Annotated in this window: 24 protein-coding genes; 8 read left to right on the top strand and 16 right to left on the bottom strand. The window is 60.2% G+C overall.

Annotation, left to right across the window (positions count from 1 at the left end; translation table 11 throughout):
• Nucleotides 1–87: 87 nt before the first annotated feature.
• The 10 genes from lipB to FGO67_RS13765 all read right to left on the bottom strand — a co-directional run bounded on the left by lipB (nucleotide 88) and on the right by FGO67_RS13765 (nucleotide 9099).
• The gene (gene lipB, locus FGO67_RS13810) at nucleotides 88–726 is read right to left on the bottom strand and encodes a lipoyl(octanoyl) transferase LipB (protein ID WP_203301279.1); all 639 of its coding nucleotides are present in this window, start codon (nucleotides 724–726) and stop codon (nucleotides 88–90) included.
• Between the two features lie 5 nt (nucleotides 727–731).
• Nucleotides 732–1001 carry an HP0495 family protein gene (locus tag FGO67_RS13805; protein WP_203301278.1) on the bottom strand — a complete coding sequence of 90 codons (270 nt, stop codon included), beginning with the start codon at nucleotides 999–1001 and terminating at the stop codon, nucleotides 732–734.
• Between the two features lie 33 nt (nucleotides 1002–1034).
• Entirely contained in the window at nucleotides 1035–2201 is a 1167-nt protein-coding gene (locus FGO67_RS13800) for a D-alanyl-D-alanine carboxypeptidase family protein (RefSeq protein WP_203301277.1), read from the bottom strand.
• A 46-nt stretch (nucleotides 2202–2247) separates the two neighbouring features.
• Nucleotides 2248–3141: a septal ring lytic transglycosylase RlpA family protein gene (locus tag FGO67_RS13795; protein WP_203301276.1), complete on the bottom strand. Its 894-nt coding sequence runs from the start codon at nucleotides 3139–3141 to the stop codon at nucleotides 2248–2250.
• A 109-nt stretch (nucleotides 3142–3250) separates the two neighbouring features.
• Nucleotides 3251–4387: a rod shape-determining protein RodA gene (gene rodA / locus FGO67_RS13790; protein ID WP_238942479.1), complete on the bottom strand. Its 1137-nt coding sequence runs from the start codon at nucleotides 4385–4387 to the stop codon at nucleotides 3251–3253.
• 5 nt (nucleotides 4388–4392) lie between these two features.
• Nucleotides 4393–6288, bottom strand: coding sequence for a penicillin-binding protein 2 (mrdA, locus tag FGO67_RS13785; protein ID WP_203301274.1), 1896 nt, complete (start codon nucleotides 6286–6288; stop codon nucleotides 4393–4395).
• Between the two features lie 8 nt (nucleotides 6289–6296).
• Entirely contained in the window at nucleotides 6297–6767 is a 471-nt protein-coding gene (gene rlmH, locus FGO67_RS13780) for a 23S rRNA (pseudouridine(1915)-N(3))-methyltransferase RlmH (RefSeq protein ID WP_138440904.1), read from the bottom strand.
• Between the two features lie 2 nt (nucleotides 6768–6769).
• Nucleotides 6770–7120: a ribosome silencing factor gene (gene rsfS, locus FGO67_RS13775; RefSeq protein ID WP_138440905.1), complete on the bottom strand. Its 351-nt coding sequence runs from the start codon at nucleotides 7118–7120 to the stop codon at nucleotides 6770–6772.
• Nucleotides 7121–7189: 69 nt separating this feature from the next.
• Nucleotides 7190–7840: a nicotinate-nucleotide adenylyltransferase gene (gene nadD / locus FGO67_RS13770; RefSeq protein WP_203301273.1), complete on the bottom strand. Its 651-nt coding sequence runs from the start codon at nucleotides 7838–7840 to the stop codon at nucleotides 7190–7192.
• 5 nt (nucleotides 7841–7845) lie between these two features.
• Nucleotides 7846–9099 (bottom strand): glutamate-5-semialdehyde dehydrogenase, encoded by a 1254-nt coding sequence (locus FGO67_RS13765; RefSeq protein WP_203301272.1) that lies wholly within the window; start codon nucleotides 9097–9099, stop codon nucleotides 7846–7848.
• A gap of 141 nt (nucleotides 9100–9240) precedes the next feature.
• Between FGO67_RS13765 and FGO67_RS13760 the strand changes: the two genes are divergently transcribed.
• The 3 genes from FGO67_RS13760 to FGO67_RS13750 are packed head-to-tail and all read left to right on the top strand — an operon-like array spanning nucleotide 9241 to nucleotide 12697.
• The gene (locus FGO67_RS13760) at nucleotides 9241–10257 is read left to right on the top strand and encodes a GGDEF domain-containing protein (RefSeq protein WP_203301271.1); all 1017 of its coding nucleotides are present in this window, start codon (nucleotides 9241–9243) and stop codon (nucleotides 10255–10257) included.
• Nucleotides 10254–11252 carry a GGDEF domain-containing protein gene (locus tag FGO67_RS13755; protein WP_203301270.1) on the top strand — a complete coding sequence of 333 codons (999 nt, stop codon included), beginning with the start codon at nucleotides 10254–10256 and terminating at the stop codon, nucleotides 11250–11252. Before FGO67_RS13760 ends, FGO67_RS13755 begins: the two co-directional genes overlap by 4 nt.
• A complete protein-coding gene (locus FGO67_RS13750; protein ID WP_203301269.1) occupies nucleotides 11249–12697 on the top strand; it encodes a bifunctional DedA family/phosphatase PAP2 family protein in 1449 nt (482 codons plus the stop codon). The genes FGO67_RS13755 and FGO67_RS13750 overlap by 4 nt, the downstream gene beginning before the upstream one ends.
• An 11-nt stretch (nucleotides 12698–12708) precedes the next feature.
• Here the strand turns inward: FGO67_RS13750 and FGO67_RS13745 are convergent, their stop codons facing one another.
• Nucleotides 12709–13287: an LON peptidase substrate-binding domain-containing protein gene (locus FGO67_RS13745; protein ID WP_203301268.1), complete on the bottom strand. Its 579-nt coding sequence runs from the start codon at nucleotides 13285–13287 to the stop codon at nucleotides 12709–12711.
• Nucleotides 13288–13339: 52 nt separating this feature from the next.
• Complete coding sequence (locus FGO67_RS13740; RefSeq protein WP_203301267.1) at nucleotides 13340–14605, bottom strand: HDOD domain-containing protein; 1266 nt, start codon at nucleotides 14603–14605, stop codon at nucleotides 13340–13342.
• 173 nt (nucleotides 14606–14778) lie between these two features.
• Between FGO67_RS13740 and ilvD the strand changes: the two genes are divergently transcribed.
• Nucleotides 14779–16614 carry a dihydroxy-acid dehydratase gene (gene ilvD, locus FGO67_RS13735; RefSeq protein WP_203301266.1) on the top strand — a complete coding sequence of 612 codons (1836 nt, stop codon included), beginning with the start codon at nucleotides 14779–14781 and terminating at the stop codon, nucleotides 16612–16614.
• A 66-nt stretch (nucleotides 16615–16680) separates the two neighbouring features.
• Here the strand turns inward: ilvD and FGO67_RS13730 are convergent, their stop codons facing one another.
• Both FGO67_RS13730 and FGO67_RS13725 read right to left on the bottom strand, forming a co-directional pair.
• Nucleotides 16681–17103 carry a peptidoglycan-binding domain-containing protein gene (locus FGO67_RS13730; RefSeq protein WP_420844520.1) on the bottom strand — a complete coding sequence of 141 codons (423 nt, stop codon included), beginning with the start codon at nucleotides 17101–17103 and terminating at the stop codon, nucleotides 16681–16683.
• A gap of 124 nt (nucleotides 17104–17227) precedes the next feature.
• Entirely contained in the window at nucleotides 17228–18325 is a 1098-nt protein-coding gene (locus FGO67_RS13725) for an AI-2E family transporter (protein WP_203301265.1), read from the bottom strand.
• A 154-nt stretch (nucleotides 18326–18479) separates the two neighbouring features.
• Between FGO67_RS13725 and FGO67_RS13720 the strand changes: the two genes are divergently transcribed.
• The 3 genes from FGO67_RS13720 (at nucleotide 18480) to FGO67_RS13710 (ending at nucleotide 20213) form a co-directional block, all read left to right on the top strand.
• Entirely contained in the window at nucleotides 18480–18824 is a 345-nt protein-coding gene (locus FGO67_RS13720; protein WP_203301264.1) for a hypothetical protein, read from the top strand.
• Between the two features lie 84 nt (nucleotides 18825–18908).
• Nucleotides 18909–19163: a hypothetical protein gene (locus FGO67_RS13715; protein ID WP_203301263.1), complete on the top strand. Its 255-nt coding sequence runs from the start codon at nucleotides 18909–18911 to the stop codon at nucleotides 19161–19163.
• Between the two features lie 150 nt (nucleotides 19164–19313).
• On the top strand, nucleotides 19314–20213 hold the full coding sequence (locus tag FGO67_RS13710) for a haloalkane dehalogenase (protein WP_203301262.1): 900 nt from the start codon (nucleotides 19314–19316) through the stop codon (nucleotides 20211–20213).
• A gap of 52 nt (nucleotides 20214–20265) precedes the next feature.
• On the opposite strand, the gene FGO67_RS13705 is transcribed toward FGO67_RS13710, so the two are convergent.
• A complete protein-coding gene (locus tag FGO67_RS13705; protein ID WP_203301261.1) occupies nucleotides 20266–21054 on the bottom strand; it encodes an acyl-CoA thioesterase in 789 nt (262 codons plus the stop codon).
• A 194-nt stretch (nucleotides 21055–21248) separates the two neighbouring features.
• Between FGO67_RS13705 and FGO67_RS13700 the strand changes: the two genes are divergently transcribed.
• Nucleotides 21249–22772, top strand: a complete 1524-nt coding sequence (locus tag FGO67_RS13700) for a DEAD/DEAH box helicase (protein ID WP_203301260.1) — start codon at nucleotides 21249–21251, stop codon at nucleotides 22770–22772.
• Here the strand turns inward: FGO67_RS13700 and FGO67_RS13695 are convergent.
• Complete coding sequence (locus FGO67_RS13695) at nucleotides 22769–23278, bottom strand: dihydrofolate reductase (RefSeq protein ID WP_203301259.1); 510 nt, start codon at nucleotides 23276–23278, stop codon at nucleotides 22769–22771. The two genes, FGO67_RS13700 and FGO67_RS13695, sit on opposite strands and share 4 nt — an antisense overlap.
• Nucleotides 23279–23326 lie beyond the last annotated feature (48 nt).

Genomic DNA, 23326 nt, shown 5'->3' with positions numbered 1-23326 from the left:
ATGCGGCACCAATCTGACCTACCTCAATCGACTCGGCAAGAGCGGCCATCGGGCCAATGCAAGAATAACCCGATGCGGGGGTGGCGTTTACCAGCCCTGGCGGTGGTCAACCGCTGATGCGCCGAGACCGGCGACCAGCTGGGCCGCCAGGCGACGTTCAAGCTTGGGCACGGTGGCATCGGGACTGAAATCGGAGACCTGACTCATGGGCAAGCCGGCATAGCCGCAGGGGTTGATGCGACGGAAGGGTTCCATATCCATGGCCACGTTCAGGGCCAGGCCGTGGAACGAACAACCGCGCCGGACCCGCAGCCCGAGCGAGGCAATCTTGGACTCGCCGACATAAACGCCGGGCGCGTCTGCCCGGGGGGCAGCCTCGATATCCAGCTCGGCCAGTGTGCGGACAATGGCCTGCTCGATCTGGTCCACCAGCGCCCGCACCCCAAGCTTACGTCGGCTCAGGTCGATCATCAGATAGATCACCAACTGACCCGGACCGTGATAGGTGACCTGACCGCCCCGGTCCACCGGGATAACCGGAATGTCCCCAGGGGCAAGGATATGCTCGGCCTTGCCCGCCTGCCCCTGGGTGTAAACCCGGGGGTGCTCCAGACACCAGAGTTCGTCGGTGACGGTTTCATCCCGCTCGGCGGTGAAGGCCTTCATGGCCTCCCAGGTTTCCATGTAGGGCTGCTGCCCCAGTGAACGAACGATCAGGTCGGCCATTGGGTTTACAGCACCATATGAACTCGGCCGCTGGCCTTGAGCTCTTCAAACAGCGCTTTGAGCTGGGTTTCCCCGGTCGCCACGATGGTCAGCTGAACGGACGAAAACCGCCCTTTGCTGCTGTCGTTCACCGCGATTCTGTCCTCGGTAATCCCCGGCGCATGCCGCTCGACAACCTCGACCACAAAGTTGGTGAAATCCGGTGCGGCATTGCCGATAACCTTGATGACGTAGTCACAGGGAAATTCAATTTTAGGTGCGTTCGGCTCACTCATGCCGTCAATACTCCCGGAGGCATATCGTCCTCCTCACTGAAACAACTGAACGAAAAAGAGCTTGATGGCATCCCAGATGCGCTTGAAGAAGCCGCCTTCGGGAACTTCCGTCAGGGCCTGTACCGGCCGGTCAACCAGAACCTCACCGTTCAGGGAAACCTTTACCCGGCCCAGCTCGTCTCCCACCTTGATGGGCGCTTTAATCACAGAATCAAGGTCAACCGTGGATTCCAGATCATTGCGCGAGCCCCGGGGGATGGTCACGAATACGTCGTCACTCAAGCCTACGGACACCTGATCGGCCTGCCCCGACCAGACGGCGGCCTTCATCACTTCCTGGCCAGTCCGGAACAGGCGCTCGCTCTCGTAGTAGCGGAAGCCATAGTTCAGCATCTTCTGGACTTCCTGGGAGCGGGATTCGGAGCTGCTGGTGCCCATCACCACGGCAATAAATCGGGAATCGTTACGTTTCGCCGAAGCCACCAGGCAGTAACCCGCTTCCTCGGTGTGGCCGGTCTTCAGGCCATCAACCGTGTCGTCCCGCCACAACAAACTGTTGCGGTTGGGCTGACGGATGTTGTTATAAGTGAAGTGCTTCTCCGCGTAGATCGGGTAGTTTTCCGGGTAATCATTGATGATGGCCCGCGCCAGAATGGCCAGGTCGTAGGCGGTGGAGAAGTGCTCCGGCGATGGCAGGCCGGTGGCATTTTCAAAATTGGTGCCCTTCATGCCCAGCAACTGAGCCTGCTGATTCATGATGTCAACAAACGCATCCTCACTGCCGGCAACAAACTCGGCCAGAGCCACCGAGGCATCGTTACCTGACTGGATGATCACGCCTTTGAGCAAGGTCTCAACCGGAACGCTGGTGCCTTCACGGACGAAGGTCCGGGAACCTTCGGTTTTCCAGGCGCGGACGCTGATCGGCACCATATCCGACATGCTGATCCGACCCTCGTCCAGCTCACGCTCGACAATGTACGCGGTCATCATCTTGGTCAGACTGGCCGGCGGCAGACGCTCATGGCTGTTTTCTTCCATGATGATGCGACCGCTCTTTGGATCCATCAGCACATAGGAGCTGCCGGCAATCTGCGGCGGCGAGGGAATCAGAACTGATTGCGCTGTCGTTTTTCCAACCAGCGCCAGGGTCAGAACCAGCAGAATCGAACAGGAACGGAGCAATGATTTTAGGGCCATGGGTTCAGTCATTTGTCGTTTGTGTGTGTGTCTTTCTGGTTGTTTATCAGTGTGAATCAGTCAGCAGAATCGATTGGGCGAAGCCCCGAGATTCCAGAACGTTCTGCGCCTTTCGGGCACTGTTTTCGTCGGCAAACGGGCCTACCTGTACACGGTGGAAGCGGCCCGAGCCAGTATCGATGGACCGGACTCGCAGCGGACTTTCAACGATAGCCTGAGCCCTGTCCCTGAGTTTCTCCGCCGGACCACGGCTGCTGAACGAGCCCAGCTGGACGAACAGGGCATCACCGCCGGTGGTCATCTCGCCGCTGGCAACCACCTCGGTTTTAGAATAGTTCACGGCGTCTCCGGGCATGAACGGCTTACCCGCCAGCCACATCGAGCCATCCTGCCGGACAGTGATTGCTGCCACCTCGACCCGGGCAGTGCCCCGCGACTGGTAACCCAGTTTTTTTGCCGCCGCGTAGGACAGATCAATCAGCCGGTCACCATGAAACGGGCCACGATCGTTCACCCGGACAATAACCGAACGTCCGTTATCCAGGTTCGTCACCCGGGCATATCCCGGAATTCTAAGAGATTTATGGGCCGCAGACATTGAGTACATGTTAAAGATTTCGCCATTCGACGTCTTGTGGCCATGGAACTTCTCGCCGTACCAACTGGCAGTGCCCCGAGCGACATAGCCATCATTGCTGCCAAGCACCTGATACTGCTTGCCCCACACCGTGTACGGTGACTTGTTGCCAGCCCGGCGCGGCGCCTCGTAGACCGGCTTGGCATCAGACAACCCGGAGGCATCAAAATTGCCCGACGGCGCCCGATCCTGAGAAATGCTGTAACGGGAAGAATGGTCGGTTTCCGGCGATGACGCGCACCCGGCAAGTAGCAGGGCCAATGACAGCGCCAAAAGGGATGAGAACGAAGGCTTGAAATTCACAGTCCGGAAATCCTCTTGCACAGCGGCCGCCAAATCAACGGGTGGGCAGCCGTGGCTTATTGTAACGGGTTATAACCAAGGTTCACCATTACCCACTCGCCACCTTTACTTAGGCGCTGATCATTCGGCGGTGGGTGTGAATGGACATCAGGACACCAAAGGCCGCCATCAGGGTCACACCGGAGGTGCCGCCATAACTGATCAATGGCAGTGGCACCCCTACCACCGGCAGCAGACCGCTGACCATGCCGACGTTAACAAAGATGTAGATGAAGAAGGTCATGGTCAGGGCACCGGCCAGCAGGCGACTGAACGAATCCTGGGCAGTCGCTGCAATGTAGAGACAGCGCAGGATAATCAACACGTACACCAGCATCAGCACCAGCATGCCAATGAAGCCAAACTCTTCCGCCAGCACCGCGACGATGAAATCGGTGTGGCTCTCGGGCAGGAACTCCAGATGCGACTGGGTGCCCTGCAGCCAGCCCTTGCCGTCAATGCCGCCGGAACCGATGGCGGTCTTCGACTGAATGATGTTCCAGCCGGCGCCCAATGGATCACTCTGCGGGTCCAGCAGGGTCAGCACCCGCTGCTTCTGATACTCCCGCATGACGAAGAACCACATCATCGGTGCCGAGACCGACACCAGACCTACAAATGCCAGAATCAGCTTCCAGCTGATACCGGCAAAGAAAACCACAAACAGACCGGCCATGCCAACCAGCAACGAAGTACCCAGGTCGGGCTGCTGAATGATCATCATCATGGGAACCAGCACGATGGCCAGCCCAACCATGACATGACGAAAACGGGGTGGCAGGAAATGCCGCGACAGGTACCAGGCGGCCATCATCGGCACCACCAGTTTCATCAATTCCGAGGGCTGGAATCGGGGCAACCCGGGAATGGCCAGCCAGCGCTGGGCGCCCTTGGCCCCGACACCGACCAATAGCACTGCCAGCAAAGCGGCGATCCCGGCGACATAGAGCCAGGGCGCCCAGCGCCGGAACACCGAAGGGTCCAGCTGGGCAAACACCAGCATCACCACAAAGGCGACACCGAGCCGGATACCCTGAGCCTTGACCACGTCGATGTTGCGATCGGCGCCGCTATAGAGAATGAACAGACCACCGGAGACCAGCACCAGCAGCAAGAACAGCAGAATCGGATCCAGGTGCAACGCCGACCAGACGCCGCGCGGTCGGCCCAGCGGATTGGTGGCGGTCGGATCAATAAAATTGTTCAGCGCCACTACTGCTCTCCCCCGGCGTCCACCTTGCTCACCAGTTCATCGCTCCCGGCCTCCGGAAGTTCCAGCAGCCAAGCATCGAACAGCTCGCGAGCCACCGGGGCCGCGGTACTGCTGCCACCACCGCCATTTTCCACAATGACGGCCACCGCAATCTTGGGGTTATCCACCGGCGCAAACCCCACGAACAGGGCGTGATCGCGCAGCCGTTCCCTTACCTCCTCGGCATCGTATTCCTCGTCCTCAGCCAGACTGAAAACTTGCGCCGTACCGGTCTTGCCAGCCATACGGTATGGTGCGTCAGCCCCGGCCCCGCGCGCCGTGCCTTTGCGACCATGCATGACCTCGGCCATGGTATCCACCACATACTCCCAGTCATCGGGGTCTTTCAATTTCAGTGGCTCATGGGTCTGATCCGGCAGGAAGTCGGAGGCCGGGGTATCGCCATCAATGTCCTTGAGCAGGCGAGGTTCGGTCCAGGTTCCGCGGTTGGCAATCAGCGAGGTGGCGGTGGCCAACTGCAAGGGAGTGGCCAGCATGAAGCCCTGGCCGATCCCCATATTGACCGAATCACCGGGGTACCAGGGTTCGTTTCGGGTTGCCCGCTTCCAATCACGGGACGGCAAAAGACCACTGAGGGCACCGGACACATCCAGCGCCGCATTCTCTCCGAAGCCAAATTGCGACAGGTAGTCGTACATGGTGTCGACCCCCATCTTTACCGCGATCTCGTAGAAGTACACGTCGCAAGACACCGCCATGGAGTCCATCAAATCTACCCAACCGTGACCGCCACGCTTCCAGTCCCTCCAGACCCGGCCACCCTCTTTCAAACGGAAATGTCCCGGATCCCAGACGGTGTAATCCCGGGTGGTGGCATCGCTGTCGAGCGCCGCGATAGCCATCATCGGCTTCACTGTCGAGCCCGGCGGGTATTGGCCGCGCAAGGCGCGATTAAACAGCGGTTTGTCACGACTCTCGCTGAGTTCGCGGTAATCCTTGACGCTAATGCCGGTGACAAACTTGTTGGCATCGAACCCCGGTACGCTGGCCAGTGCTAGGATGCCACCGGTGGCCGGTTCAATGGCGACAATGGCGCCGCGACGCCCATCCAGCAATTCATGGGCCCGTTTTTGCAGGTTCAGATCGAGATGCAACTGCAGGTCTTCGCCCGGCACCGGATTTTCGCGCTCCAGTACCCGCAGGGTTCGGCCCCGGGCATTGGTTTCCACGTGCTGGTAGCCCACCTGGCCGTGCAGGATCTCCTCGTAGAAGCGCTCAATACCGGACTTGCCAATATAGTTAGTGCCCGCGTAGTTAACCGGGTCGATGCGCTGCAGCTCATCGCGGTTGATGCGGCCAACGAAGCCCAGGGCATGGGCGGTGAGTTCACTGTGAGGGTAATAGCGAACCAGCTCGGCCTTGACCTCAACCCCGGGTAACTGGTGCCGGTGCACGGCCAAACGAGCCATCTCCTGCTCATCAAGGTCGTAGCGTAGCGGGATTTCCTGAAACGGACGGCGGGGCTCCTGCAGGCGACGCTGGAAACGTTCAAGGTCTTCTTCAGAGACATCCAGAATACGGTCGAGCTGAGTCAGGGTCTCGGCCATGCCGTCCACCCGCTCAGGCACCAGAGTGACACTGAACACCGGGCGATTTTCCGCCAGCAGAGTCCGATTGCGATCGTACACAAGGCCCCGGGGCGGCGGAACGGACTGGACCTGCACCCGGTTCTTGTCGGACAGGGTGGTATACACCTCGTGCTCGACAATCTGCAACTGGTACATCCGGGCCAGCAAGCCACCGATCAGCACCAGCACGAAAGTCAGCATGACCAGGGTGCGACGCTGGAACAAACGGCGTTCGGCGGCAGTATCCTTGAATTCACCCCACGGCATAACCGCCCCTATGCCCGGTGGTACGGGTGGTTACGGGTAATCGACCAGGCCCGGTACAGTTGCTCGGCAAGCAGAATGCGAACCAGAGGATGGGGCAGCGTCAGGGGCGACAGCGACCATTGCTGGTCGGCACGTTGACGGCAGGCGTCCGCCAAGCCATCAGGACCACCGACGAAAAAGCTGACATCGCGGCCATCCTGCTGCCAGTTCTCAAGCTGGCTTGCCAACTTTTCCGTGGACCAGGGACGACCACCAACCTCAAGCGCGACGACCCGGTCTTTCGGGCCGGACGCGGCCAGCAGGGCCTCGCTCTCGCGTTGCATCAGTCTGGGGATATCCGGGTTTTTGCCCCGGTGTGCCAAGGGGATTTCGACCAGTTCCAGCGGCAGTTCCGGCGGCATCCGGCGGGCGTAATCATGATACCCGGCACTGACCCAGTCGGGCATCTTCTGCCCCACGCAGATCAGACGTAAGCGCATGCTTATTCGCTGCCCGCAACACCAAGATCCGGGGCATCACGCCAGAAGCGCTCCAGATCGTAGAACTCGCGCGTGGCGGGCATCATGACGTGAACAATCACATCGCCCAAATCCACCAGGATCCAGTCGCTCACAGTGTCGCCTTCCACGCTGTTGGCGCGAATGCCTTCGTCTCGGGCTTCCGAGACCACTGAGTGGGCAAGGGATTTCACATGTCGGTTGGATGTTCCGGATGCCAGAACCATGAAGTCGGTGACACTGGTACGGTCACGGACATCAATTACGCTGATGTCCTGTGCTTTCACATCTTCGAGCGCGTTAACTACCAGATCTTTCAGTTGTTCTGCCTGCATAATCACCCTGTTAGACGGGCGTCAGCCGAAGTGGCCGCCCGAAAAGTCTATTCAGACGCGATTGTAGCACTAAAAGTTGCCCTCAGGGCAGGCTCGATAGAGCCCCTGACGACGAATCTCCTGCCACACCGAGTCCGGGACCAGGTAACGGGGTGACCGCCCGGCTTCGATCCGTTCGCGGATGCCGGTCGCAGAAATCTCCAGCAGCGGCAGCTGCAGGTCCAGCATCAGGCCACAGGGCTGGCCATGCAGGGCACGAGGATCTGACACCCGGCGCTGGGCCAGCATCGCCGCGGGCGGTCCGTCTGGGTCGAGCTCAGCCCCAGGCCGACGAACCACGATAATGTGGGCAAGCTCGGGAATAGACTGCCACTCCCGCCAACGGTCAAAACTGGCGAACGAATCGGTTCCCACTACCATGGTCAGGGGGTGGCCCGATCCCAGCTCGCCTCGCAACTGGCGCAACGTATCGGCAGTATATGACGCCCCTGCCCGCTTGAGTTCGCGATCATCGACGCGCAGCTGGGGTTCCCCAGCCACCGCCAACTCCAGCAGCCGCAACCGTTGTTCGGCAGAGGCCCCGGTATCACCACGGTGCGGCGGGATGTGGCACGGCACCAGATTGATCGGTGCAACTTCCAACCGATCACTGATCTCCAGGGCCAGCCGGAGGTGCCCGTGGTGGATCGGATCGAAGGTGCCGCCATAGATCACATGCATTGGCATCAGGTCCGGATGTGGCCGTCGCCGAACACCACGTATTTCTGAGAAGTCAGACCCTCAAGCCCCACGGGCCCGCGGGCATGGATCTTGTCGGTGGAAATGCCAATTTCTGCGCCCAGCCCGTACTCGAAGCCGTCAGCGAAGCGGGTGGAGGTATTAACCATCACTGAGCTGGAATCCACTTCGGTCAAGAAACGACGCGCCCGGGTGAAGTTTTCGGTGATGATGCTGTCGGTATGCTGGGAGCTGTAGCGGTTGATGTGCTTGATCGCACCATCGAGGCCATCAACCACCCGTACCGCCAGGATCGGCCCGAGGTATTCCGCTTCCCAGTCAGCCTCGACCGCCTCAACGGCGTCGATGATGCCCCGGGTACGCTCACAGCCGCGCAGCTCTACTTCCTTTTCCGCAAAAGCCGTGGCCAGCAACGGCAGAATATCGTCGGCTATTTCGCCGTCGACCAGCAGGGTTTCCATGGTATTACAGGTGCCATAGCGCTGGGTTTTTGCGTTCACCGCAACGTTCAGCGCTTTTTCGGGATCGGCGTGGCTGTCGATATAGACGTGGCAAACGCCGTCCAGGTGCTTGATCACCGGCACGCGAGCGTCGCGACTGATGCGCTCAATCAACCCCTTACCCCCACGCGGCACAATGACATCCACGTATCGCGGCATGGTAATCAGCTCGCCCACCGCGGCGCGGTCGGTGGTTTTGACCACCTGCACGGCGGTCTCCGGCAAGCCGGCCTCGGCCAGGCCCTGAGCCAGGCACCGGGCAATGGCCTGATTGGAATGGATAGCCTCGGAGCCGCCCCGAAGAATGGTTGCATTGCCCGATTTCAGGCACAGGCTGGCAGCCTCCACGGTCACGTTCGGACGGGATTCGTAGATGATGCCAATCACGCCCAAGGGCACCCGCATCTTGCCCACCTGAATTCCAGACGGACGATAGGTCATGTCGGTGATCTCACCGATCGGATCCGGCAAGGAGGCAACCTGTCGAAGCCCTTCGATCATGGTATCGATTCGCTCCGGTGTCAGCTCCAGCCGGTCCAGCATCGCGCCATCGAGCCCGTTACTCCGGCCGCTATCCAGGTCCTTGGCGTTGGCCTCGGCCAACTCAGTGCGTGCAGAATCCAGCGCCCGGGCCGTGGCCAGCAGGGCCTGGTTGCGCACCGCCGTTGTCGAGCGAGCCACCAGCGTCGCGGCTGCGCGAGCCTGCTCGCCGACCTCAGCCATGTAAGCTGCAATATCCATCCGTTTACCTTCGTGTTAACCAGCAGAATTCATTATCAGGGCCTAACTTTACCTTTCCCGTTTCAAGTACGCACCCCAAACAGATATTATAACCCTGCGATATGCCACATACTTAGGGAGTTTCAAAAAAGGACGGACACCATGGCCCAGTTGGCCGAAAACTTTTTGTTGAGCAGACTATCGCGGGCCGGCTTCGTGGTCCTGATTGCCATTTCAGCGCTCAGCGCAACGCTGGGTGAGCCCTTGACGGCGGCCGCTGCCGCTGCCGCAGCCGGCATCGTGATTTGCGCACAAACCTTTCACAGCAATCGTCAGCAACACCCCTGGCCCAGCGTCCAGCGGCTGTTCTTCGTAGTACTTCTGTTATTGATGCTGACCAGCTTCTGGACCGGCCCGTGGGCACTTAGCCACTGGTTTTACGCACTCCCTCTGCTGGCCTTTGCGCTGCTGCCCCTGCGACTGGCAATGGCAATCACCCTGGCGACAATGCTGCTTGCGGGCCTGGCTATTCCCCTGGCCACCGGCCTGGCCGACCGACACCAGATGGTCAGCGCGTTTATGTTGACTACCCTGCTTTCGGGTCTGCTTGTATTCCTGCGCGAGTACAAGAACCGCCAACTGGCGCCATTGCGGCGCACCGACGAGCTGACCCAGGCCGCCAGCCGGGAATATTTGTCGGCCGACCTGCACAAGGAAATCCAGCGTAGCGAGCGTGAGGGCACCGACATGTCGATCATCATGATTGGCCTGGACACCCACCTCAGCGACCGCAATCCGGACCAGGATATTCGCTCTATCCTGCCTCGCATCGGGCGCTACCTGCATTCCCAGATTCGGGATTTCGACACCTATTACCGGGTCGCGGACCTGCAGTTCCTGGTGATCCTGCCCGGCATCGCCACCCAGGACGCCATCAAGCGTTCGGAGATCATGCGCAACGGACTGGGCAAGCTGCTGGAATCCCATGATATGGCGCTGACGGTGAGCACCGGCGTTGCCGGCCTGAACATCGGTGACGATGCCGACAGTCTGCAGCAGAGCGCCGCCAATGCCCTGCGCCGTGCTCAGCAACAAGGCGGCAACCGGACCCAGGCCTACAGCGCCTGGAACCAGACCGGGAGCAAGACCCAACCGCCCGCACAAGGACCCACTTCATGACCGAGACCCGCCTGAGAACCTGGACGCATGGAACCGGCTATGCTCTGGCTACGCTCTTCATTCTGGCGCTGGCGATGCAAAATCTCCGTTATGGCTTCTACGAGTTGTTCTACCTCGCCACTGGCATGGCAACGTTGACCCTGGCGGGAGCTGCCTATACCGCCGTGTGCCGTCGTCACCAGTTGTCGGCGCCGGGACACCTGATCATACTGTCCGGCCTGAACAGTGGCCTGCTGGCCGCCATGCTGACACTCGACAGCCCCGGCATTACCCACTGGGCCATGCCACTACTGATTCTGAACCTGCTGATCCTGCCGCTGCGCCAGGGCATGGCGCTGTCATTCCTTCTGCTGGTGCCCACGGCAGGGGTGGTGCTGTTCCAGCAACCCACTACCGATGCCATCCTTGCCATTACCGGCCTGGCTATCCTGCTCGCCGCGGCGTCGCTTTATATTTGGCACTACGACCACATGGCCCAATCCGCCGAAGATCTGGCCATTACCGATCCGGTGACCGGGGCCCATAACGCCCGCTTTCTGGATGAAACCCTGCAAAAGGAAATCAGCCGGGCCATTGCCACCGGACATCAGCTGTCGGTTATCGATCTCAGTATCGACTACGCCGACGAAGCGGCAGACCTGCACGGCAAGGCCGGTGTTCAAACGCTGTTCCGCGACATGACCGAGCATCTGTTCGATGTCATCCGGGCCGGCGACACGCTGTACACCCTGAACGATTCGGAATTCTTCCTGATCCTGCCGTACACCCCTGAAGAAGGGGTGCGAGTGATTGCCGAACGAATACGCCGAACCATTGCCGAGCATCAGTGGGCCGTTGTCGGCAAAGCCACGGTCAGCATTGGCTGCACTACTCGAGGCAGCGGCGACACCCGCACCGACAGCCTGCGCAAGCGGGCTCACGCCGCCATGGAAGAGGCCCGCCGACGCGGTGCCGATTCGGTCTGGTTCAGTGCCGGAGAGACTATCGCAGCATGAGCGGTGATTGGCTCAGGGAGTTATCGGCCTGGTTAAGCCTGAACCCGGGATGGCTGGCCACGGCCCTATTCAGTACCGCCTTTGTTGAGTCTCTGGCGATTGCCGGCATCATAGTGCCGGGTGTGGCGATTCTGTTCGCCATCGCGGCGCTGGCCGGACAAACCGGCATGCCACTGACCGAAGCCCTGATATGGGCCGGCCTGGGCGCCATTGCAGGCGACACCGCCAGTTTTGCCCTCGGGCGCAAACTCCAGGACCGGCTCCATGTGGTATGGCCACTGAGTCGCTACCCCACTCTGCTGGCAAAGGGCCAGGCGTTCTTTCGCCAGCACGGCGGCAAGAGCGTGGTCATCGGACGCTTTGTCGGGCCTATTCGTCCGATCATCCCCCTGATTGCCGGCGCCCTGTGGATGCCATGGCGGCGATTCCTGGCGTTCAATATTTTTTCAGCGGTGGGCTGGGCCCCGGTGTACATTCTCCCGGGCTTTCTGGTGGGTAGTGCGCTGGCCAGCGACCTTCAGCCACCGGCGTACTTTTACCCGGTGGTGGGCATCAGCCTGGCCTCGTTGATGGCGGTGTACCTGGTGTTGATCCAGTTCCAGCTGGGCCTGGGCAAAGGTGGGCGGCTGTATCGCTGGCTGGAGCGGCGCATGGCCAGATACGACGCCACTCACAGGTTCTGGCGCCTGTACACCAACCACCGCCCGGACCGCGGAGGCGAATTCCCCCTCGCCTCCATCATGCTGGCACTGGCCGCCTCCGGCCTGTTTCTGCTCTGGGGCCTGCTGGCCACCCAGACTCACAGCCTTGAGCCATTCAATCAGCTGGCACTGGCCTGGTTCGGTCAGCTCCGACAGCCGCTGCTCGATGGCCCGGTGATTATCGCCACCCTACTGGGTGATCCACCAGTGCTGACGGCCGCAGCGGTATTGGCCTGCCTGGCATTCGTCTTCCGGGGCTACTACGCCGCCGCCATTCATATCGTCATGGCCGCCGCGCTCGCGATCGTCTTGGTCTGGGTGCTTAAGTTTACTCTCGGTGTCGACCGGCCCGATGCCGTGTTCCGCCCGCCGTCTTCCGGCGCCTTCCCGAGTGGCCACAGCACCGGTATCACCGTGTTTGTCACCCTGCTGGCCAGCTTCGTCGCGGGCGAAAGCCGCAAGCGCCAACGCTGGCAGTTCTATGTGCTGTTTTCTTTGCCACTGGTGCCGGTCGCACTCAGCCGCCTGTACCTGGGCGTCCATTGGTTTACCGATGTCATTGGCGGGATCTTGCTGGGGCTGGCCATCACTGGAGCAGTGCGTGCCAGTTACAGTCGATACGACCGGGTGCACCTGGCCCCGGATCTGTCGATGGCCCTGGCGGGCGCCGCGTGGCTGGTGTTTGCCATCGGCTATGTTGTCCTGGCCTGGCCAGAAGCACAGGTGAACCTGCGTCCGGCCTAGATTCTCTGGGCTCAGCCCTCTTCCAGAGCCTCCAGCAATTCCTGCAGGCGGCTCAGTCGCTCCAGCGGGTCCTGCAGTTCAACCAGGCGCTGCTTTTCCTGCTTATCGAGGGGCAACAGCTCGGTCAGGCGCCAGCCAACGTGTCGGGCATCGCCATAGTCCACGTCCATGTCCAGATCCCGCACCACCGGGTGCCGGAAGAGCGCCCGGAGCACCGACGGCAGTTCGTTAAACCGGTCCGGCACTTCGCTGTCAGCCTCATCGAGCAAAACCTCGACATCGCCGACGTTGAGACCATCCTCCTGCTGCCAACTCCTTACCACGGTGACCTTGGCCGCCCCCTCCACCGTGATGCCCAGCAAACCGTTCTCCAGCTGCTGAAAATCAATGATGCGAACGTAAGTGCCGATGTCATAGAACGACGCGGTCGGGCCAACTTCGGCGCCATCGCGCAGCAGCACGACGACAAAGCCCCGGTCTTCTTTCAGGCACCGGGTCAGCATGTCGATGTAACGCGGCTCAAACAGCTGCAGAGGTATCCGCCCCCGGGGGAGGACAATGGAATTCAGCGGAAAGAGCGGTACATTCATATCAGTACAGGTCACCGAAAGGTGGACTCCAAAGTAAACAGACCCAACAAGGTCATCGAATTGACAGCAACTGTTGCACTTCATCCACCCGGGCACGGGCTTCCGTGAGGAGTTGCAGACTCCTCGACGCGTTCAGTTCCAACTCACCCAGCCGACGATAGGCGGGTACCTGATCAAAACACGGCAGTCCGGCATTCTGCTGGGATCCGATCATCGAGTGCAACTGCGCCACAATGACCACGTCCGTAAGCTGGGGCTCGGCCGACCGGCACTCATAGTCCCAGCTCTCCGCGTGGCGCACAGCCTCAATGAACGACGCCGGGAACCCCCAGTTTTCCAGTACCGCCGTGCCAACGTCGGCGCGCAGCTCGCTGATGGCATGGTGCAGATTATCCGGGTTGGCAAAGAGGCCAGCATGGTGCTCCGCCTGAACCAGAATCGGTACCACGCCGATGTCATGCAGCAGGCCCGCCAGCATAGCTTCTTCCGGGTTTAACCGGGTGGCATGATCCGCCAGCACCCAACACAGCGCCGCCACTTCCCGGGAGTGTCGCCACAACCGCTCCATTTCCTGCTGCAAAGCAGGCTGGCGCGTTTTGAACACCTCACGCATGGAGAACACCGTCACCAGCTGTCGAGTGGTGTGCATGCCTAAACGGACGACCGCCTCGCGTACGGTTCGAACGTCACTAAAGCCCCGATAAAGCGGACTGTTGCAGGCCCTCACCAGCTTGACCGCAATAGAGGGATCCGCCGAGACCGCATTAGCCACCAGTTCTGCGCTGGAGTCGTCCCGGTCCACCGCCCGACGCACCTTCCAGGCCACATCCGGCACACTGGGCAAGCGAATCTGATTCGAACGCAGCTCAGAGTAGAACTCCATCAACAGCTCGCTCTCGTCATTGCCCTCGCTGGCCTCAGCGCCCAGGGATTCGTTCGAGCCCATCCCTTCCTGCTCAACCGGCGCCGAGCGCAGCATCTGGTTCAGAATATCCTGCTCGACGATCAAGAACTCGCAACGTTTGACCGCAACCACGTCATACATCCGTGGCTGCAGTCTGGCGATGGGGTTGAGCGCCGCATTCGAATCTGCCTCGATCAGCGTTTTTCGCCCGTCCACCGACTCCAGCTCGACCTTGCCGGTGATCAGGAAGAAATCGAGCCCGTCCCGGACGCCCTTCTCCACCACTCTCTGACCCGAGCCGTAGGTGCGGCGCTCAGCACGACTGGCAAGCAACACCAGTTGCGCATCGGTGAGCCGATTCAACGGATGGAATTCTCTCAGACGACGAAAAGACAGGCTGTTCTCGCCAGCCATGTGCAAGCTCCTTGTATCATCCCGATCCCGTGACGATGATTGATTCCTGTTCTTCATTGTAAGCGCCGTCCGCTAAAACAACCATGCGATAGGTGTCTAATCTGGTATCCTTTGAAGCTGCACAACGCCAACCAACAATCACCACCCGGTAAACACAGAGAGATCAGAACATCATGCCTCAGTATCGTTCGCGGACTTCCACCGCCGGTCGGAACATGGCCGGTGCCCGCGCCCTCTGGCGCGCCACTGGTATGAAAGATGGAGATTTTGGCAAGCCCATCATTGCGGTTGCCAACTCCTTTACCCAATTCGTACCCGGCCACGTTCATCTAAAAGACCTGGGGCAACTGGTCTGCCGCGAAATTGAACAGGCCGGTGGTGTCGCCAAGGAATTCAACACCATTGCCGTGGACGACGGCATTGCCATGGGCCACGACGGCATGCTGTACTCATTGCCCTCCCGGGAGATCATCGCAGACTCGGTCGAGTACATGGTCAACGCCCACTGCGCCGACGCCCTGGTGTGCATTTCCAACTGCGACAAGATCACACCGGGCATGCTGATGGCTGCCATGCGCCTGAACATACCGACCATCTTTGTGTCAGGCGGGCCGATGGAAGCCGGCAAAACCAAGCTCTCTGAGCACAAGCTGGACCTGGTCGATGCCATGGTGATCGCGGCCGACCCGAATGCCGACGACGAAACCGTGGCCGAGTACGAGCGCAGCGCCTGCCCCACCTGCGGCTCCTGCTCCGGCATGTTTACGGCCAACTCCATGAACTGTCTGACCGAAGCCATCGGACTGGCACTGCCCGGCAACGGCTCCCTGCTGGCCACCCACGCCGATCGTGAGCAGCTATTCCTGCAGGCTGGTCGTCAGATTGTGGAGAATGCGCGGCGCTATTACGAGGAAGACGACGCTTCGGTACTGCCTTTGAGTATCGCGTCCATGGCGGCCTTCGAAAATGCCATGGTGATGGACATCGCCATGGGTGGCTCCACCAACACCATCCTGCACCTGCTGGCAGCAGCCCAGGAAGGCGGCGTGCCGTTTACCCTGAACGAGATTGACCAGCTGTCCCGCAAGGTGCCGCAGCTGTGCAAGGTGGCTCCCAACTCCCCGAAATACCACATGGAAGATGTCCACCGTGCCGGCGGCATTATGGGCATCCTCGGGGAACTGGAGCGCGGTGGCCTGATCAACACCGACCTGCCCACCGTGCACAGCAAGACCATGAAGGAAGCTCTGGAGACCTGGGATATCATGCGGTCGCCACCGGCGAACGTAGTGGAGTTCTACAAGGCGGGACCTGCGGGCATCCCCACCCAGACCGCATTCAGCCAGAGTACACGCTGGCCAACACTGGACGGCGATCGTGAGACCGGGTGCATCCGGGCCGTCGAACACGCCTACTCCTCCGAGGGTGGCCTGGCAGTGCTATACGGCAACATCGCCCTGGACGGCTGCGTGGTGAAGACCGCAGGCGTAGACGAGAGCATCTTCGTGTTCGAGGGCACGGCGCGGGTGTTCGAAAGCCAGGATTCTGCCGTGGCCGGCATCCTCAGCGATGAGGTTCTGCCCGGTGAGGTGGTGATCATTCGCTATGAAGGTCCCAAGGGCGGACCGGGCATGCAGGAAATGCTCTACCCCACCAGCTACCTGAAATCCAAGGGCCTGGGCAAGGACTGCGCGCTGCTGACCGACGGCCGCTTCTCCGGCGGCACTTCCGGCCTGTCCATTGGCCACGCGTCTCCGGAAGCGGCCGCCGGCGGCGCCATCGGACTGCTCGAGACAGGTGACCGCATTCGCATCGACATTCCGAACCGCTCCATCAATGTGGAGTTGGACCAGCACGAGCTGGACCGTCGTCGTGAAGCCCGTGATGCCAAGGGCTGGAAACCTGAACTGGCCCGGGACCGCAAAGTCTCTGCGGCTCTGAAAGCCTACGCCTTGCTGGCTACCAGCGCGGACAAGGGCGCGGTCCGGGATCTCAGCAAACTCGACTGAGTCGTCACCAGCCCACAAAAAAGCCCGCTCAGGTATACCTGGCGGGCTTTTTTCATTCTTGCCGGTTTACCAGAGCGACCAGCCGCCTTCCTCGTCTTCTTCGATGGCGCCTTCGGCCTTACTGTCAGTCGTGGCTGGCGCAGACGAATTCGATGCATTGTCGTTGCTCGCAGACTCGCTGGAGCCCGTCGCTGCCGCGGCGACTTGAACGGAGATCATGCCCAGGGCTTTTTGGGTCTCGTCATCCAGCATGCCGGAGGCCTGCAGACCGTTATCCTTCTGGAACTTGGTCAGCGCTGCGCGGGTTGAGTCGTCCATCTCGGCGCTGACATTCTGGATTTCATAGCCGGCCCCGTAGAGTGCATTCTTGACGGCTACGGTGTTATTGGCTGAGACCGCGGGAGCCAGCCCGAGCATCATTACGGTGCCGGCAGCGATCGCCAGACGGCCCAGATGGTTGGTCCTTTTTTTTGTATTGTTCACCTGCATTACTCCTGCTCTCATCGATACACTGGTCTTGTTATTTTTGTGGTGCCCATCTCCACGTTCTGGGGCGAACGCTGAAACCTTACCACATTTTCATCTTCGTGCAGCTCGAGCGATGCGGTGAACGTCAGACCGAATCCTCGTCCTGACGATTCGGCACCGAAATCGACGGTTGGCGATGGGATTCTTCACCAAACTCCCGGATAAAGATGCCCCAAAAAGCCATGAACAGTGCGGCCACCAGCGGCCCCATGACAAACCCATTGACCCCGAACATGACGATGCCACCCAGTGTAGACAGCAGCACGATGTAATCCGGCAGCTTGGTGTCCCGGCCCACCAGCAACGGGCGCAGCAGGTTGTCCGCCAGCCCGATCACCACCACACCGAAGACGGTCAGAATGGTCGCCTCCACCATGTCTCCAATAGCAGCCAGGTAAATGGCCGCCGGCACCCAGACCAGCGCCGCGCCCACCGCCGGCAGCAAAGAAACGATGGCCATGACCACGCCCCACAGCAGCGCGCCCTTAATCCCCAGGGCCAAGAAGATCAGGCCACCCAGGGCACCCTGGATGATGGCGATCAACAGATTGCCTTTAACCGTGGCCCGGGTGACCTCGGCAAACTTGGCAAACAACAAACGCTCACGCTCATCGCCCAGCGGCAGCGCCTTGATCAGCAACTCAACCAGTTTGCTGCCGTCCCGCAACAGGAAAAACGCCAGGTACACCATCAGCGCCAGACCGAGGAAAAACTGGAAGGTGTTTTGGCCGACCCCGAGCGCCTGTTTTGCCAGAAATTGGCTACCGCCGACGAACAGGCTGACCACCCGATCCCGAAGTTCTTCAAACCTGATATCGAAGGGGGCCAGAAACGCCTGGATGGCCGGGAATGCCTGGTTGACCTGGTCAACGTACTCCCCCGGGCGTATTTCACCGCTCTGGATTCGCTGGTACAGGCCAACGCCCTCGGCGATCAGAGAGGTGACCAACACCAACACAGGGATTACCACAATCACCATGCAGATCATCAGAGTGATAATGGCATTAAGATTCGGACGCTCCCCTAGCTTTCGTACCAGCCGCTGCTGCACGGGATGAAAGATGAGCGCGATAGCGACGGCCCAGAAAATAGGGCCAAAAAACGGCTTCATCAGCAACACAAACGCCAGGGACACGCCCACCAACATTGCGAGAAAAGTCCGTGTTTCAAGTTTTGCGTACATAGTTCTGGGTATTCCTGACCAAGAGGCGAAGACAAGCCCACGGTGGTATCGGCCGCGGGACGAGCTTAGCCTAGCACGGCAACGTGGCCACTGTAGTCTTGTTAGGGGTATAGTGGTCGGTTATTGATCAGCTAAACTGAGACAGGTTCTACTGTTGGAATTGGAAACGTTTACGCCGGAAACGGCTCTGGAAGCCGCCGTCGAATTGCGACGGGTTTTGGCCGCCCGTACCCACCGTCGCAAGGTGATGGGACAGGAGGTGCTTGTGCCAGGTCAGCTGGGCGAGGCCTTACAACTGCCACGCACCATCAACCGGCTGCAAAGCAAACAGCTGCGGCAGCGGGAACTTGGTCTGGACGATTTTCACGAACTCTGGCCAACCCTGTCGCCGACCACCCGGGAAAAGGTACTCCGGGCCATCGGCTGGTACGATCCGAAGGCGCTCGATTGGGAAGACAAGCGCTCCAACCGTCGACCGGTGGTCGATCCGGACAACTGAGGCGTAACACTAAGTCGTATCAAGGGACCTAATCTTTAAACTGTCACACTCCGTCCCTAGGTTGGATCTATCAGGAGGATGAATATGACTACGAATGATCAACAAATCTACACTGCCCACCTGGCCGAGGGCAGCGCCGTGCCCACCCTACTCTGCGGCCACTGCCGTTCGATTCTGTCCCGGGCCCGGATCTTCCGGAATGAGGGCGACAATCTTCGGGATGCCGAATGCCAGACCATCGCGCTCTGTTCTGCCGACGATTGCGGTGCGGTGAACTGCTGCGATGCGGCCATGGCCCACATTGACAACCCGGAACAGCTGTTCGGCATCGCGTCCTGATTCAAAGCCGCAACGCTCTGTTACGCAACTCAAACACACAATTTTTCCATCTGATTTATCCTGATCTTCGACGATTGTCTGAATCGGCCCGTCTTTCGGGTCCGGCAGTCTCCGGCAATCACCACCCCATCAGTCAGGACAGTCGATGGTATGCGTATTCTGAGAACCGATGAAGCCCGCTTCGCAGGTCTTCCGGACTACCCGTTCGCTCCGCATTACCTGGAAGTAGCGCCCAATCTGAGGATGCACTATGTGGACGAAGGGCCGAAGACGGCTTCACCGGTGCTGATGCTACACGGCGAACCATCCTGGTCTTACCTGTACCGGCACATGATTCCGCTGGTTGCCAACGCCGGCCACCGGGTGCTCGCCCCGGATCTGGTCGGTTTCGGCAAGTCCGACAAGCCGGCGGAGGTCAAAGACTACAGCTACGACCGCCACATGGCGTGGCTGAGCACCTGGCTGGAAGAATTGGATCTGCATAATGTCACGCTGGTGTGCCAGAACTGGGGCTCACTGCTGGGCCTGAGACTGGCCGCCGAGCACTCGCACCGCTTCAGCCGGATCATTGTTGGCAATGGCATGCTGCCCACGGGCGAGGAAACGGTGCCGACGGTGTTTTCACTGTGGAAGGCCTTTGCCGGCCACAGCCCCTGGTTTCCGATCGGCCGGATTGTTCAGCTGGGAACCGAGCGCACACTGTCCAAGGCCGAGTTGGCCGCCTACGAGGCACCCTTTCCGTCAGCAGACTACAAGGCCGGTGCCCGAGCCTTCCCCCGACTGGTTCCGCTATCCAGCGACGATCCTTCCGGAGCCGCAAACAGAGACGCCTGGCGGGTGCTGGAGAGATGGCGCAAGCCCTTCATTACCTGTTTCAGCAGTGGCGACCCGATTACCCGCGGCGGCGACCGCCATATGCAACGCCGGATTCCCGGCGCCCACGGTCAGCCCCACATTACGCTGCGGGGCGGTCATTTCCTGCAGGAAGATTCGCCGGACGATTTCGCGCGCATTGTTATCGACGCGATGAAAGCTGAAATGGCGGCCTGAGCCGCCATTTCCTTGAATTTTCCACCTCTCGTTCTAGCTATCGACAACCCCGTTAGCCAAAGACCGTCACGGTCTGGCGACTGAGGGCAACCAGCTCACCATTGGCGGTCCAGATACCGGCCTGAGTGTGGCCATAACCGGCGCCTGCCTGGTCGATACTGGCCTTGTAGAGCAGCCAGTCACCGGGCTCCAAAGCCGGACGCGGGTGCACAATATCCAGGGCCCAGCTCAGGGAACTGGCCGGTGCCGGACCACTCAGGTGCGGCAGGACCGCCGGCGGCCACGCGTCAATCAAGGCAACAATGTGAGCGTCTGAAAAGCGCTCCGGAGTTTCCCGGAACTGCATCCAACCACCCATCTCACGGCCACCTTTTCCGCTAAAGGGCATGTGACCAAACGCCCACCGCATCTCGATATGCTGGGTGAAATCCGGAGTTACGCCTGGAATGTAGGGCAATGCCTGGCACTGCTCGACCGGTTCGCACCCAGGTGCTGGCAGTGCGTCTACCTGCACTGCGGATTGGCGGTCGCCACCAAAGCTGGCGAGACAGACCAGGCGCGGTTCGCCCCCCTGCAGGATGCGGCCCTGCACCTGACTGACCCCCTTGCCCTCGCGCAGAATCTCGGCTTCGAAGGTGGCCGCAACGCCCGGCTCCACCGGACCGACGAAGGACACCTGCAACGACCGCATCGGCCGTCCGGCACTGACCAGATGCTCCATGCGGTCAAACATGAGTGCCGCTACCAGGCCACCAAAACTCGCCCGGCCCTGTCCCCAACTGGGGGGAATGACAAGTTCCTCATCGGCTCGTACCGCAGACAACAGCTGATCAAAGGTCATATTGAATTCCTGTTAGCAACCTATCGGGAAAAGGGAGACTGCCGTAGTTACGCTGCCAACGCAATAATGGCGCACCGGCAACTACCTACAGGGTTCATGGGAATATGCGTATTAAAGAAGCGCCAAAGCGGCTATAATGCGATCACATCATGCATTGCCTGCAATGCCTTACCTCCCGAATTCCGAGTGAATCAATGTCAGAATTGTCCTTTGCCGAACTGGGTCTGGACCCGGCCGTACTTGAAGCCGTGACCGCCGTTGGCTATGAAAAACCGTCGCCCATCCAGGCGCAGTCCATCCCCGCCCTACTCGCCGGAAACCATCTACTGGGTGTTGCCCAGACTGGTACCGGTAAAACTGCGGCTTTTGCCCTGCCGCTGCTGAGTCGAATCGACGCGTCCGTTACCGAGCCCCAGATTCTGGTGCTGGCACCAACGCGGGAGCTGGCCATTCAGGTGGCTGAAGCTTTTACCACCTATGCCAGCAAGTTCCGCCAGTTCCACGTTCTGCCGATTTACGGTGGCCAGGACTTTTACCCTCAGATCAAGGGCCTGCGTCGCGGCGCCCAGGTCATTGTCGGCACTCCCGGCCGGATGCTGGATCACCTGCGCAAGGGCACCCTGAAACTGGACAGCCTGAAGGCCCTGGTTCTGGACGAAGCCGACGAAATGCTGCGCATGGGATTCATTGACGACGTTGAGGCAATCCTCGCCAAAACGCCGGATAACTGCCAGCGCGCTCTGTTCTCGGCGACCATGCCGCCGCAGATCAAGAAGGTTGCCCAGACTTACCTGCGCAACGCCACGGAAGTGAAGATCGAGAGCGAAACCCGCACCGTCGAGCGCATTTCCCAGTTCGTTCTGCCGGTTTACGCCGAGCGTAAACTGGATGCCCTGACCCGCATCCTGGAAGTTGAGCCGGTTGATGCCGCCATCATCTTCGTGCGCACCAAGGCTGAGACCACCATGCTGGCCGAGAAGCTGTCAGCGCGGGGCCATGCCGTGGCTCCCCTGAGTGGCGATCTTAATCAGCGTCAGCGTGAGCAGACCGTTGAAGATCTCAAGCGCGGCAAGAAAGACATCATCATTGCCACCGATGTCGCAGCCCGCGGCCTGGACGTGTCCCGTATCACCCACGTCATCAACTACGATGTACCCTACGATACCGAAGCGTACATCCACCGGGTTGGACGGACAGGTCGTGCCGGTCGTACCGGTAAGGCGATTCTTCTGGTCACCCCGCGCGAGCGCAGCTGGCTGAAGACTCTGGAACGCGCCACCAACTCGCCGATGGAAGCTTACGAGCTGCCTTCGCCGACCGATCTCAAAAAGATGCGCGAGCAACAGTTTGAGAGTCAGCTGCTGGGCTTTGCCGAAGACAAGAAGCTGGCCAAGGCGATGTCGCTGCTGGATGAGATTGCCGAGCGCAACGAAATGGATATGGCCATGGTGGCTGGCGCACTGGCATGCTGGATGGAAGCCGCTCAGCCGGGTTCTCTGCCGCTGGAGCAACCAGAAGCCCTGCCGGTAGTCTCCGCCACTCCGCCCCGTCGCGACCGCAAGGGTGGTCGTCCAGGTGGCTTCAAGAACGGCCCGAAAGGCGGCTTCAAGAAGGGTGGCCCGAAAGGCCGCGGTGGTCCTGGCGGCCCCGGCGGCCGTGGCAAGCCTCCCGGAAAGGGCGGCAAGCCCGCAGGCAAGCGCCCACCTCGCCAGGCTTAAGCCTGGCGCTGATAGACTACGAAGCTGTAGTCGTAAGGGTTGTTATCGGACGCGGAGAAATCCTCCCGTCCGATTTCTTCCCACATATCCCAGCTCACTTCCGGAAAGAATGCATCCCCTTCCACCTCTGCGTGCACCTGGGTAACGTACATTCGATCCACCATCGGTAGCGCCTCGGTATAGATCTGGCCACCGCCGATGATCATCACTTCCTCACCACCTTCCAGTTCTGCCTGTGCCTCAGCTTTGACCAGAGCATCTTGCAGCGACGTTGACGCCACGGTTCCAGCAGGGGCTTCCCAATCCGGGTTGCGGGAGATCACCACGTTCATTCGACCCGGCAAGGGGCGACCAATGGAATCCCAGGTCTTACGGCCCATGATGATGGGCTTGCCCATGGTTGCCTGCTTGAAGTAGCGCAGGTCGCCAGGCAGGTACCAAGGAAGATTGTTGTTGCGGCCGATGACCCGGTTGCGGGACATGGCTACGATGAGGGCCTTTCGCATCTCTGATTTCCTCTGTCTTGGGGGCTGCGAGCGCGCGAGGTTGGCTTG

The organism is Marinobacter sediminum (genome assembly GCF_016820575.1).
GTDB classification, from domain to species: domain Bacteria; phylum Pseudomonadota; class Gammaproteobacteria; order Pseudomonadales; family Oleiphilaceae; genus Marinobacter; species Marinobacter sediminum.
Note: the sequence above shows the minus strand (reverse complement) of the source record. Positions and strands in the feature narration are given on the sequence as shown.